The sequence below is a fragment of the Diaminobutyricimonas aerilata genome, assembly GCF_002797715.1.
Taxonomy (GTDB): Bacteria; Actinomycetota; Actinomycetes; order Actinomycetales; family Microbacteriaceae; genus Diaminobutyricimonas; species Diaminobutyricimonas aerilata.
The window spans coordinates 1,472,443-1,485,148 of sequence record NZ_PGFF01000001.1 but is presented as its reverse complement, the minus strand read 5'-3'; the positions used below and the strand labels follow the sequence as shown (position 1 = coordinate 1,485,148).

General features: G+C 70.3%; 9 protein-coding genes. 6 read left to right on the top strand and 3 right to left on the bottom strand.

Annotated features, from left to right (window positions below; all coding sequences use genetic code 11):
• Positions 1-10 precede the first annotated feature (10 nt).
• The gene (locus CLV46_RS07075; protein ID WP_100364126.1) at positions 11-1,069 is read right to left on the bottom strand and encodes a VIT1/CCC1 transporter family protein; all 1,059 of its coding nucleotides are present in this window, start codon (positions 1,067-1,069) and stop codon (positions 11-13) included.
• A 7-nt stretch (positions 1,070-1,076) separates the two neighbouring features.
• Complete coding sequence (locus tag CLV46_RS07070; protein ID WP_100364125.1) at positions 1,077-1,922, bottom strand: DUF3097 domain-containing protein; 846 nt, start codon at positions 1,920-1,922, stop codon at positions 1,077-1,079.
• Between the two features lie 131 nt (positions 1,923-2,053).
• On the opposite strand from CLV46_RS07070, the gene glgX reads away from it, so the two are divergent.
• Genes glgX through CLV46_RS07050 form a run of 4 tightly spaced genes read left to right on the top strand, consistent with a single transcriptional unit; the run spans position 2,054 to position 9,387 of the window.
• Positions 2,054-4,258, top strand: coding sequence for a glycogen debranching protein GlgX (gene glgX, locus CLV46_RS07065; RefSeq protein ID WP_100364124.1), 2,205 nt, complete (start codon positions 2,054-2,056; stop codon positions 4,256-4,258).
• Complete coding sequence (gene treY, locus CLV46_RS07060) at positions 4,255-6,627, top strand: malto-oligosyltrehalose synthase (RefSeq protein ID WP_100364123.1); 2,373 nt, start codon at positions 4,255-4,257, stop codon at positions 6,625-6,627. Before glgX ends, treY begins: the two co-directional genes overlap by 4 nt.
• Positions 6,624-8,387, top strand: a complete 1,764-nt coding sequence (gene treZ / locus CLV46_RS07055; protein ID WP_100364122.1) for a malto-oligosyltrehalose trehalohydrolase — start codon at positions 6,624-6,626, stop codon at positions 8,385-8,387. The genes treY and treZ overlap by 4 nt, the downstream gene beginning before the upstream one ends.
• 31 nt (positions 8,388-8,418) lie before the next feature.
• A complete protein-coding gene (locus CLV46_RS07050; protein ID WP_100364121.1) occupies positions 8,419-9,387 on the top strand; it encodes an LLM class F420-dependent oxidoreductase in 969 nt (322 codons plus the stop codon).
• A 37-nt stretch (positions 9,388-9,424) separates the two neighbouring features.
• Here the strand turns inward: CLV46_RS07050 and CLV46_RS07045 are convergent, their stop codons facing one another.
• The gene (locus CLV46_RS07045) at positions 9,425-10,459 is read right to left on the bottom strand and encodes an aldo/keto reductase (RefSeq protein WP_100364120.1); all 1,035 of its coding nucleotides are present in this window, start codon (positions 10,457-10,459) and stop codon (positions 9,425-9,427) included.
• 414 nt (positions 10,460-10,873) lie between these two features.
• Between CLV46_RS07045 and CLV46_RS16660 the strand changes: the two genes are divergently transcribed.
• A complete protein-coding gene (locus tag CLV46_RS16660) occupies positions 10,874-11,017 on the top strand; it encodes a hypothetical protein (protein ID WP_157802259.1) in 144 nt (47 codons plus the stop codon).
• A gap of 149 nt (positions 11,018-11,166) precedes the next feature.
• Positions 11,167-12,660 (top strand): sugar transferase, encoded by a 1,494-nt coding sequence (locus CLV46_RS07040; RefSeq protein WP_100364119.1) that lies wholly within the window; start codon positions 11,167-11,169, stop codon positions 12,658-12,660.
• Positions 12,661-12,706: the final 46 nt, after the last annotated feature.

Sequence of the window (12,706 nt, the reverse complement as noted above, 5' to 3'; positions counted from 1 at the left end):
ACGGTCGCCGTCAGGCGAGCGAGGTGCCGAAGGCGAGCCCGAGCAGGTAGGTGACCGCCGCGGCCCCGTACCCGATCGCGAGCTGGCGCAGGGCGCGTTTGCCCGGCGAGGCGCCGGAGAGCACACCGACGATGGCGCCGGTGGCGAGCAGCGCGAGTCCGACGAGCGCGGAGGCCACCGCGACCGCGGCGACGCCGCTCAACCCGACGAGGTACGGCAGCACCGGCACGATCGCGCCGGAGGCGAAGAACGCGAAACTCGACGCCGCGGCCGCCGGGGCGCTGCCGATGGCCTCGTGGTCGTCGTGCTCCGGCTGGGCGTCGCCGTGACCGCCCGCGAGCACCTCGTCCGCGTGCCGGCGGGCTTGCGCCTCGTCCATACCGCGGGCGCGGTAGACGAGGGCGAGCTCGTTCTCGTCGATGTCGAGCAGAGGGAGGGCGGCGGCCGCCTCGGGCGCCGGGCGAGATGCCGCGAGCAGCTCGCGCTGCGAGCGCACCGACACGTACTCCCCCGCCGCCATCGAGAGCGCGCCGGCGAGCAGACCGGCGACACCCGTCAGCAGGACGGCCGAGGTCGGCAGTCCGCTCGCGCCGACACCGAGCACGAGCGCGAGGTTGCTCACGAGACCGTCGTTCGCGCCGAACACCGCGGCGCGGAAGGTGCCGGAGAGCCGGCTGCGGCCGCGGTCGGCGAGGCCGCGGATGACCTCGCCGTGGATGACCTCGTCGGCAGCCATCGTGTCGGTCGCGTCCGAGTCGCCGGCGTACGGCGACCGCGCCTCCGCGCGCTGCGCGAGAGCGAGCACGAAGACGCCGCCGAACCGGCGGGCGAGGAAGCCGAGCACGCGCGTGCGGAGGTCGCCGCGCAAGGGGTATCCGACGCGGTCGCCGAGAAGCGTGCGCCAGTGCGCCTCGTGACGGCCCTCCGCCTCGGCGAGCGCCAACAGGATCTCCCGCTCCTCACCGTCGCGGCGCGACGCCAGGTCGCGGTACACGGCGGCCTCGGCGCGTTCGTCGGCGAGGTAGCGTCGCCACCGCCGCACCTGGCGTGCATCGGGGGCGGGCGTCATAACCCCATCATCCCGCAGGTGCGGGCTCGGTGACGAAGTCGATGAGCTGCTCGACCCGGCCGAGCAGCGCCGGTTCGAGGTCGGCGTAGGTGGTCACGCGCGAGAGGATGCGCTGCCAGGCGCGGGCGATGTCGGCCTGGTCCTCCGCGGGCCAGCCGAGAGCACGGCAGATCCCCCGCTTCCATTCGATGTTCCGCGGGATCTGCGGCCACGCCCGCAGCCCGAGGCGCTGCGGGCGCACCGACTGCCACACGTCGACGTACGGGTGGCCCACCACGAGCACGTGGTCGGCGTAGGGGCCGCGCGCGACAGCCTCGGCGATCCGGCTCTCCTTCGAACCGGGCACGAGATGGTCGACGAGCACGCCCAGTCGGGCATCCGCACCGGGACGCCGTTCGGCGAGGGTCTGCTCGAGCAGGTCGACGCCCTCGAGGTACTCGACGACGACGCCCTCCACCCTCAGGTCGTGCCCCCACACCTTCTCGACGAGTTCGGCGTCGTGACGACCCTCGACGAGGATGCGTCCGGCACGGGCGACGCGGGCGGGTGCGTCCGTCACGGCGAAGGAGCCGCTCGCACTGCGCAGCCTCCCCGCCGGTGCCGCGACGGCCGGCACGAGCTCGACCCCCACCCCGTCGATGAGGAAGCCCGTACCGAGGGGGAAGCCGCGCACGGCACCGTGCCGGTCCTCGAGCTCGACGACGCCCTTCTGCACGCGCACCACCGCCCCCGTGTACCCGCTCGCCGCGTGCTCGACGACGAGGTCCCGCTCCGCCGGCACCTTGCGCGGGGTCGGCTTCCGGCGGGCGCGGGCCGCGGCGAGCACATCGGATCCGTAGCGGTCGTAGGTCACCGCACGAGGGTAGAACGTGTCGAGCCGTGCGCGGGGGCGGCACGCTCGGAAGCGTGTGGGCGGACTCCCAGGGAGGGCCGTCCCCGACGGCGTCGCCCGTTATCGTGTGCGACGACGACCGGAGGAGTCACGTGATCACCTGGCCTGGAAACCCCTACCCGCTCGGAGCCACCTTCGACGGCAACGGCACCAACTTCGCCCTCTTCAGCGAGGTGGCGGAACGCGTCGAGCTCTGCCTCTTCGACGCAGACGGCACGGAGACCCGTGTGGAGCTCACCGAGATGGACGCGTACGTCTGGCACGCGTATCTGCCGGAGGTGCAGCCCGGACAGCTCTACGGATACCGCGTGTACGGGCCCTACGAACCCGAGCGCGGAATCCGCTGCAACCCGAACAAGCTGCTGCTCGACCCGTACGCGAAGGCGACCGCCCGCGAGATCGACTGGCACCCCTCGCTGTTCTCGTACGACTTCGACGACCCGGATTCCCGCAACGACGAGGACTCCGCGTCGCACATGATGCTCGGCGTCGTCGTGAACCCCTTCTTCGACTGGGCCGGCGACCGGTCCCCCGACGTGCCGTACAGCCGCAGCGTCATCTACGAGGCGCACGTGAAGGGCCTCACGCAGCTGCACCCCGGCATCCCTTCGGAGGAGCGCGGCACCTACGCCGGTCTCAGCCACCCGCTCGTCATCGAGCACCTCAAGAAGCTCGGCATCACGACGCTCGAGCTCATGCCGGTACACCAGTTCGTGCAGGACAACACCCTGATCGAGAAGGGGCTGCGCAACTATTGGGGCTACAACACCATCGGGTTCTTCGCCCCGCACAGCTCCTACGCCGCCACGGACGAACCGGGCCAGCAGGTGCAGGAGTTCAAGGCGATGGTGCGCGCCATGCACGCGGCCGGCATCGAGGTCATCCTCGACGTGGTCTACAACCACACCGCCGAGGGCAACCACCTCGGGCCGACGCTGTCGTTCAAGGGCATCGACAACCAGGCGTACTACCGCCAGGTCGACGACGACCCGCAGTTCTACATGGACTACACCGGCACCGGGAACACGCTCAACGTGCGTCACCCGCACGCGCTGCAGCTCATCATGGACTCGCTGCGGTACTGGGTCACCGAGATGCACGTCGACGGTTTCCGCTTCGATCTCGCCTCGACCCTCGCCCGCGAGTTCTACGACGTCGACCGTCTCTCGAGCTTCTTCGAGCTCGTGCAGCAGGATCCGGTGGTGTCGCAGGTCAAGCTCATCGCCGAACCCTGGGACGTCGGACCCGGCGGATATCAGGTCGGCAACTTCCCGCCCCAGTGGTCGGAGTGGAACGGCAAGTTCCGCGACACCGTCCGCGACTTCTGGCGCGGCGAACCGGCGACCCTCGGTGAGTTCGCCTCCCGCATCACGGGCTCGGCGGACCTGTACGAGACCTCGGGTCGCCGCCCCGTGGCATCGATCAACTTCGTCACCGCGCACGACGGGTTCACGATGGCCGACCTCGTCTCGTACAACGAGAAGCACAACGAGGCGAACGGCGAGGGGAACAACGACGGGGAGTCGCACAACCGCTCCTACAACCTCGGGGTGGAGGGACCGACCGACGATCCGCGCATCGTCGAACTGCGCGCCCGTCAGCAGCGCAACTTCCTCACGACGCTGATGATCTCGCAAGGTGTGCCGATGATCCTGCACGGCGACGAGCTCGGACGCACCCAGCACGGCAACAACAACAGCTACGCGCAGGACTCCGAGATCAGCTGGGTGCACTGGGACGAGGCCGACACGCCGCTCATCGAGTTCACCTCGGCGCTCGTCGCTCTGCGCGAACGCCACCCCACCTTCCGCCGCCGCAGCTTCTTCCACGGACGCCCGGTGCGCCGGCGCGTCGGCGAACCGCTGCCCGACATCGTGTGGCTCAACACCGACGGCACGCCGATGGAGGAGGAGGACTGGGACACCAGCTACGCCCGCAGCTTCGGGATGTACCTGAACGGCGACGGCATCCGCGGTCGCGGTGAGCGCGGCGAGCGGATCGTCGACTCGAGCTTCCTCGTCTACTTCAACGCCCACGATGACGTCGTCGAGGCGGCCCTGCCGCAGGACGAGTACGCCCGGGCGTGGGAGATCGTCGTCGACACGGCCGCGAAGGCCGACCCCACCGAGCGTCCCGCCGGGTCTGCGCTCGAGCTGCAGGCGAAGTCCACGGTCGTGCTGCGCGCCTACCGCCCGCCGGCCCCGGAGCCCGACCCGTCTCCCGCCGCGTCGGCCGCGCTGATCCTCGGCCGGATCCCGCAGAGCAACGAACCCATCCCGTCGAAGGAGAGCCGATGACCGCGCCGGTCTCGACGTACCGCCTGCAGATCCGCGAATCGTTCACCCTGCGCGACGCCGCCCACCTCGTGGACTACCTCCACGAGCTCGGCGTCGACTGGGTCTACCTCTCGCCGTTGTTGACGGCGGAGAAGGGGTCGGACCACGGCTACGACGTCGCCGACACGACGACGATCGACCCCGCGCGAGGCGGAGCCGCGGGTCTCGAAGCCCTCTCGGCCGCCGCGCGTGAGCACGGGATGGGCGTGCTCGTCGACATCGTGCCGAACCACATGGGTGTCGCCGACGCCGCGCAGAACGCGTGGTGGTGGGACGTGCTCACCCACGGTCGCGAGTCGGAGTACGCCGACGCGTTCGACGTGGACTGGGACTTCGGGAACGGCCGCCTGCGCATCCCCGTGCTCGGCGAGCACGAGGATCCGCCCCTCACGATCGAGGACGGCGAGCTGCGGTACTACGACCACCGCTTCCCGCTCGCGTCCGGAACCGCCGACGACGGAGCGGACCCGGCGACCGTGCACTCGCGGCAGCACTACGAGCTCGTGCACTGGACCCGGGCCGACGGCGACCTGAACTACCGGCGCTTCTTCGCCGTGAACACGCTCGCGGCGATCCGGGTGGAACTCCCCCGGGTGTTCGACGACTCGCACGCCGAGATCGTGCGCTGGTTCCGCGAGGGCCTCGTGGACGGCGTGCGCGTGGACCACCCCGACGGGCTGATGGACCCCGGCGCCTACCTCGAGCGGCTCGATGCGGCGACCGGCACCGGCTACCTGCTCGTCGAGAAGATCCTCGAGAACGGCGAGGAACTGCCGGCGCACTGGCCGGTCGACGGCACCACGGGATACGACGCGCTGGCCGAGATCGAACGCGTGCTCGTCGATCCCGCCGGCCGCGAGCAGCTCGACGCGCTCGAGGCGCGCCTGTCGGGCCGCGACGACCCCACCGACTTCGCGGGACTCATCCGCGGGACCAAGCGCGCGATCGCCGACGGCATCCTCCGCTCGGAGGTGCTGCGGCTCGCCCGCGACATCGAGCGGGCGGGACTGCCCGGCGACTTCAGCGTCGACCAGCTCGACGACGCCCTCGCCGAACTGCTCGCGTGCTTCCCCGTGTACCGCTCGTACCTGCCGCTCGGGATCGAGCACCTGCACGAGGCGGCGGAGCTCGCCCGTCGCCACCGCCCGGACCTCGGCGACCGCATCGACGCCCTCGTGCCGCTGCTGTCGGACCCCGCGCATCCCGCGGCGATCCGGTTCCAGCAGACCTCGGGCATGGTGATGGCCAAGGGCGTCGAGGACACGGCGTTCTACCGGTACGCGCGACTCGCGAGCCTCACCGAGGTGGGTGGCGACCCCGCCGAGTTCTCGCTCACCCTCGAGCAGTTCCACGACGCGCAGCGCCGACGCCAGTCGTCATGGCCGCACTCGCAGACGACGCTGTCCACGCACGACACGAAGCGCGGCGAGGACACGCGGGCCCGCATCACGGCCCTCGCCGAGATCCCCGACCGATGGGCGGCCACTCTCGACCGCTTGCGCGAGCTCGCCCCCCTCGGCGACGGGCCGCTCGAGTCGATCCTCTGGAGCTCGATCATCGGGGCGTGGCCGGCGAGCCGCGAACGCCTGCACGCGTACGCCGAGAAGGCGTCGCGGGAGGCCGGTTCGAGTACCACGTGGACCGCTCCGAACGAGGAATTCGAAGCGCGGATGCACGCGCTCGTCGACTCCGCGTTCGACGACGAGCGGGTCACGGCGATCCTCCACGCGTTCGTCGAGCAGATCGCCCCGGCCGGTTGGTCGAACTCGCTCGCGGCGAAGCTCATCCAGCTCACCGCACCCGGAGTGCCCGACGTCTACCAGGGCAGCGAACTCTGGGAGACCTCGCTCGTCGACCCCGACAACCGCCGGCCGGTCGACTTCGACGAGCGCCGCCTGCTGCTCGCAGCCCTCGACGCCGGAGGCATGCCGGAGGTCGACGAGGGCGGGGCCGCGAAGCTGCTCGTCACCTCGCGCGCCCTGCGCCTGCGACGCGATCACCCCGAGCTGTTCACCCGGTACCGGCCTCTTCCCGCCGCCGGGGAGGCGTCCGAGCACCTCGTCTCGTTCGATCGCGGCGGAGCCATCACCCTCGCCACCCGGTTGCCGCTCGGACTCGAGGAACGCGGCGGCTGGGGCGACACGAGCATCGTGCTGCCCGCCGGCCACTGGATCGACGTACTCACCCGGCGGCGGCACGCGGGCGGGGTGACGCGCGTGCGCGACGTGCTGCGCGAGTTCCCCGTCGCTCTCCTCGCCCCGGTCGACGCCGCACATGCGAAGCCGACGACCGAGACCCCCCAGCACACGGAGACGGAGCAGCAGTCATGACGTACGAGGTGTGGGCGCCGCGCGTGACGCGTGTCGCCGTCCAACTGGACGGCACCCGGCACGATCTCGAGGCCGTCGGCGACGGCTGGTGGGCCGGAGCCGCCGACCTGCCCGTGCAGGCCGGCATCGACTACGGCTACCTGCTCGACGACGACGAGCGACCGCTGCCGGACCCGCGCTCACGTCGTCAGCCTGCAGGGGTGCATGAGCTGAGCCGCACCGTCGACCTCGCCGAGCACCCCTGGCAGGACGCGTCGTGGACGGGCCGGCAGCTCGCCGGCGGACTCATCTACGAACTGCACCTGGGCACGTTCACCCCCGAGGGCACCCTCGACTCGGCGATCGAGCGCCTCGACCACCTCGTCGACCTCGGAGTCGACTTCGTCGAACTGCTGCCGGTGAACGCCGTCAACGGCACCCACAACTGGGGTTACGACGGCGTGCTGTGGTACGCCGTGACCGAGAACTACGGCGGTCCCGCCGCGTATCAGCGCTTCGTCGACGCGTGCCACGCCCGCGGCCTCGCGGTCATCCAGGACGTCGTGTACAACCACCTCGGACCGAGCGGCAACTACCTGCCGCGATTCGGCCCCTACCTGCGCGAGGCGAGCCGGAACACCTGGGGCGACTCGGTCGACTTCAGTCTCGAGCCGGTGCGACGTTTCGTGGTCGACAACGCGCTCATGTGGATGCGCGACCTCCACGTCGACGGCCTGCGTCTCGATGCCGTCCACGCGCTGCTCGACGACTCCCCCACGCACATCCTCCAGCAGCTCGCCGAGGAGACCGACGCGCTGTCGGCGCACCTCGGCCGGCCGCTGACCCTCATCGCCGAGTCGGACATGAACGACCCCAAGCTCATCAGCGCGCGTGAGGCCGGCGGATACGGGCTCACCGCCCAGTGGAGCGACGACTGGCACCACTCCGTGCACGTCGCCCTGACCGGCGAGACGACCGGCTACTACGAGGACTTCGAGCCGATCGACGCGCTCGTGAAGACCTCGACGAAGGGGTTCTTCCACGACGGCACCTACTCGTCGTTCCGGGAACGCGACCACGGGCATCCGATCGACCCGCACATCCCGGCCTTCCGTCTCGTCACGTTCGCCCAGGATCACGACCAGATCGGCAACCGGGCGACCGGCGACCGGTTGAGCGAGACGCTCGACGAGCGGGGACTCGCCCTCTCGGCCCTGCTCACCCTCACCGCCGCGTCGACCCCGATGCTCTTCATGGGCGAGGAATGGGGCGCATCGACGCCCTGGCAGTTCTTCACCTCGCACCCCGAACCGGATCTGGGCAAGGCGACCGCCGAAGGGCGCATCGCCGAGTTCGAGAAGATGGGCTGGGATCCCGACGTGGTGCCCGACCCGCAGGACCCGGCGACGTTCGAGCGTTCCAAGCTCGACTGGTCGGAGCCGTACCCCGACGCCGGGGAATCGGCGCACGTGCGGTTGCTCGATCTCTACCGGTCGCTCGCGCGACTGCGCCGCGAGGTGCCCGAGCTCACCGATCCGCGCTTCCCGACCCTGTCGGCGACGGCGAGCGAGGACCCGCGCTGGTTCCGGCTCGTGCGCGCCGGCATCGAGGCGGGCGACGTCGAGGTCATAGTCAACTTCGGCGACGGCGAGCAGCGGTTCGACGCCGACGGCGAGATCCTGCTCGCGACCTCGGACGCGCGCCTGGACGACGACGGGCTCGTGCTCGCACCGCGCTCCGGCGCGGTGATCCGCCGCATCGACCCGACGGTCGCCCGCTGATCCACCCCCTGCACCGCCCCGAGGAGGAGACATGACCCGTTTCGGCTACACCCTGATGACCGAGCAGAGCGGTCCGAAGGACCTCGTGCGCTACGCCGTCGCGGCGGAGCGCATCGGTTTCGACTTCGAGGTGTCGAGCGACCACTACTCGCCGTGGCTGATGTCGCAAGGTCACGCCCCCTACGCGTGGACGGTGCTCGGCGCGGTCGCCCAGGCGACGGAACGCGTCGAGCTCGCGACGTACATCACCTGCCCGACGATCCGCTACCACCCGGCCGTCGTCGCCCAGAAGGCCGCGACCCTGCAGGAGCTGTCGGACGGGCGGTTCATCCTCGGCCTCGGATCGGGCGAGAACCTCAACGAGCACGTCGTCGGCGAGGGCTGGCCTCCGGTCGATCAGCGCCAGGACATGCTCGTCGAGGCGGCACAGATCATCCGCGAGTTGCACTCGGGAGACCTCGTCACCTGGGAGGGGCAGTACTTCCGCGTCGATTCCGCCCGGATCTGGGATGCCCCGGACGGCGGCGTCCCCATCGGCATCGCCGTCTCGGGCGAGAAGTCGATCGAGCACTTCGCGCCGCTCGGCGACCACCTCATCACCACCGAGCCTGACAAGGAGCTCGTGGAGGCCTGGCACGAGAAGAAGGGCGACCGCTCCTCGCGGGTCATCGGCCAGATCCCGATCTGCTGGGATCCGGATCGCGACACCGCGATCGCGAAGGCCCACGACCAGTTCCGCTGGTTCGCCGGCGGTTGGGCGGTCAACGCCGACCTGCCGACCCCCGCCGGCTTCGCGGGCGCGAGCAAGTACGTGCGGCCGGAGGACGTCGCGGAGCAGATCGTGTGCGGGCCGGATCTCGACGAGATCGCCGAGAGCTTCCGCGCCTTCGTGGACGCGGGCTTCACCGACATCGCGCTCGTGCAGGTCGGCGACGAGGGGCAGGACCGCTTCCTCGACGAGGCCGCCGGCCCGCTGCTCGAGAAGCTGCGCGCGCTGTGAGCGTTCGGGGCCGGCTCAGCGCCGGCCCCGACCCTCTCTAGCCCCGCCCACCGCCGATGCGGCGCTCGCGCTGCGCGACGCCGGCCGTGCCGTACGGGTAGTCGTCGATGCGCGGTGCGCTCGCCTCGGTCAGACGGGTCATCGCCTCGTCGTCGAGGTGCAACTCCGCTGCCGCCAGATTGTCGTCGAGCTGCTCGATCGTGCGGGCGCCGAGGATCACCGAGGTGACGACGGGCCGCTGGGCGAGCCAGGCGAGCGCGACGCGCGCGGCGGTGGACCCGGTCTCGCTCGCGATCGCGTCGACCGTGTCGATGACCCGCCAGGTGCGTTCGTCCGCGTTGCGCGCCGCCCACGCCTCCATCCCGCGTTCCGGGTTCTCGCCGAGTCGGGTGGCGCCGCGCGGCGGCTCGTCCCTGCGGTACTTCCCGCTCAGCCAGCCCCCCGCGAGCGGCGACCAGGGCAGCAGGCCGATGCCCGCATCCAGGCAGGCCGGCACGACCTCGTGCTCGATGTCGCGCACGAGCAGGTTGTACTGCGGCTGCAACGTCACCGGCGGCGCCCAGCCGCGGGCATCCGCGCGGTGCACGGCCTTCGTGATCTGCCAGCCCAGGTAGTTCGAGAACCCGTAGGCCCCGATCCGACCGGAGCTGATGGCATCGTCGAGAAAGCGCAGCGTCTCCTCGATCGGCGTCAGCGCGTCCCACGCGTGCATCTGGTACAGGTCGATGTGTTCCACGCCGAGCCTGCGCAGCGAGGCGTCGAGCGCGACCCGCAGGTGTCTCGCCGAGGTGCCGTGGTCGTTCGGGCCCTCCCCCATGGGGAACCGCCCCTTCGTCGCGATCACGACCTGATCGCGGATGCCCGACCGCGCGCTCAGCCAGCGTCCGATGATCTCCTCGGACACGCCGGCGCTGTAAACGTCGGCCGTGTCGACGAGATTCCCGCCGCGCTCGAGGTAGCGGTCGAGGATGGCGTGCGAGGTCTTCTCGTCCGCTTCCGCCCCGAAGGTCATCGTGCCGAGGGCGTGCACCGACACGACCGTGCCGCTCGCGCCCAGATTCCGGTACTCCATCGTCCTGCCTTCCTGGGCGTGCGCTCCGCACACCCGCGTCGAGACGATACGCCCGCCTACCCTGACGGCATGGAACGCGAGACGACGCCCAGCGACTCACCAGCCGACCGCGAGCTCGCGGATGCCGTACGGTCCGTCGAGGCGACCCACGAGGACTCTGTACCCCGCGGCTCCGATGACGGTGAACCGGGCGAGCACGACGGCACCGACGGCGCCGGAGGGGACGACACTCGCGTATCAGGGTCTTGAATCGCGCTCCCGTTGGGTCTAGCCTGACCTCACCCATACGAGGAGCACACGATGAAGTGGACTCGAGCACTACCCGAACCCAACACCGGCACGATCCCGGTGACCGCCTACACGTCCCCCGAAGTGGGACGAGTGCGCCTGAGCGCGCATCAATACTCTGGCGGTATGGCCCTTTCCGATGTCAAGACCGTCGATCTGACGGGACGCCGCCCCGCGCGCTCCGCCGCCGACCTGCTTGCCTGGGCCTCGATCGCCGGAGGCGCCGTGCTGACGACCATCATCGTGGTCGTCGCGATGTCGATGCCCTGACTGTCCCCCGTATAGAGGACCCCCCGTGTGGGGGGTGTTACGAGGATGTTAAACCTCGTTGTCACATTCATTAATTTCGGTTGACCGCGCTTCGCTCCGTCGGGGGCTCGCGGTAGCTTGAGGGAATCCCCCCAGCGAAGGATCGAATAATGTCTGTTGCGCTGCGCCACGAGATCGACGAACCGACGATCATCGACCGCGCAGCTCGGGTGGGCTGGGAGACGCGCTACGCGCGCCGGCTCCTGCTCACCGATGCGCTCGTCGTCATCTCCGCCGTCTTCGGCGCCCAGATCGTCTGGGTCCGTCTGCTCTCGTTCCTCGAGGGCGAGCCGGTCCCCGTCCGCGAGGCGGTGCCCTTCGGCACCGTCTACTCCGTAGTGCTCACGATCGCCTGGCTCACCGCGCTCGCCTTCTTCGCGAGCCGCGACAGCCGCGTGGTTGGCATCGGCTTCACCGAGTACCGCCGGGTGCTGCAGGCGTCGTTCGCGACCTTCGGGTCGCTCGCGATCATCGCGTACCTGTTCGACTTGGAACTCGCGCGCGGCTACTTCCTGATCGCCCTTCCCATCGGGCTCGCGACGCTCGTGCTCGTGCGTCACCTCTGGCGGCTCTGGCTCACGGCCAAGCGCAAGGAGGGCGAGTTCGCGGCCAAGGTGCTGCTGGTCGGATCGGCCGTCTCGGTGTCGCACACCGCGCGCGAGCTCGCGCGGGTGCCCGAAGCCGGATACCACGTGCTCGGCGCGTGCGTGCCGCCCGGGCAGGCCACCGACATCAACATGGCCGCCGAGGTCCCGATCATCGGCGAGTTCGACCGACTGCTCGCGGCCATCGAGGCCAGCGGCGCCGACACCGTCATCATCACGAGCTCCGACGCGCTCCCGCCGGACCGCGTGCGGGAATTGAGCTGGCAGCTGGAACCGGGCCGTCAGCACCTCATCGTCGCCCCGAGCCTCACCGACATCGGCGGTCCGCGCATCCACACGCGTCCCGTCGCCGGGTTCCCGCTCATCCACGTGGAGACCCCGCGCTACGCGGGCGGCAAGACCTATTCGAAGCGCATCTTCGACATCGTCGTCTCGTCCCTGCTCATCCTCCTGCTGAGCCCCGTGCTGATCTTCATCGCCGCCGCCGTGCGGTTGAGCACCCCCGGCCCTGTGCTGTTCCGCCAGAACCGCATCGGCAAGAACGGCGAGCCGTTCACCATGCTCAAGTTCCGCTCGATGGTGCCCGACGCCGAAGCGGTGCTCGAGGAGCTCCGCGACCGCGAGCGCGACGCGGGCAACAGCGTCATGTTCAAGATGAAGGACGACCCCCGGGTCACGCCGATCGGTCGCGTGCTGCGGCGCTTCAGCCTCGACGAGCTGCCGCAGCTGATCAACGTGCTCATGGGGTCGATGTCGCTCATCGGTCCGCGTCCCCCGCTGGAGAGCGAGGTCGAGGAGTACGAGCGGCACGTGCACCGCCGCTTCCTCGTCAAGCCGGGCATCACCGGCCTGTGGCAGGTGAGCGGCCGCTCCAACCTCTCGTGGGAGGAGAGCGTGCGGCTCGACCTGTTCTACGTCGAGAACTGGACGATGACCGGCGACCTCATCATCCTCTGGCGCACGGCGAAAGCCGTGCTCGCACGCGACGGCGCGTACTGACGGCTCACCCCGTCCCCCCACTTCACCGAAGGGGTGCGCCGTCCGG

What these genes read in the sequence shown, in the direction of transcription:
- CLV46_RS07075 (WP_100364126.1), bottom strand. Translation starts at nt 1,069, where the DNA reads ATGACGCCCGCCCCCGATGCACGCCAGGTGCGGCGGTGGCGACGCTAC.
- treY (WP_100364123.1), top strand. Translation starts at nt 4,255, where the DNA reads ATGACCGCGCCGGTCTCGACGTACCGCCTGCAGATCCGCGAATCGTTC.
- treZ (WP_100364122.1), top strand. Translation starts at nt 6,624, where the DNA reads ATGACGTACGAGGTGTGGGCGCCGCGCGTGACGCGTGTCGCCGTCCAA.
- CLV46_RS07050 (WP_100364121.1), top strand. Translation starts at nt 8,419, where the DNA reads ATGACCCGTTTCGGCTACACCCTGATGACCGAGCAGAGCGGTCCGAAG.
- CLV46_RS07045 (WP_100364120.1), bottom strand. Translation starts at nt 10,459, where the DNA reads ATGGAGTACCGGAATCTGGGCGCGAGCGGCACGGTCGTGTCGGTGCAC.
- CLV46_RS16660 (WP_157802259.1), top strand. Translation starts at nt 10,874, where the DNA reads ATGGCCCTTTCCGATGTCAAGACCGTCGATCTGACGGGACGCCGCCCC.
- CLV46_RS07040 (WP_100364119.1), top strand. Translation starts at nt 11,167, where the DNA reads ATGTCTGTTGCGCTGCGCCACGAGATCGACGAACCGACGATCATCGAC.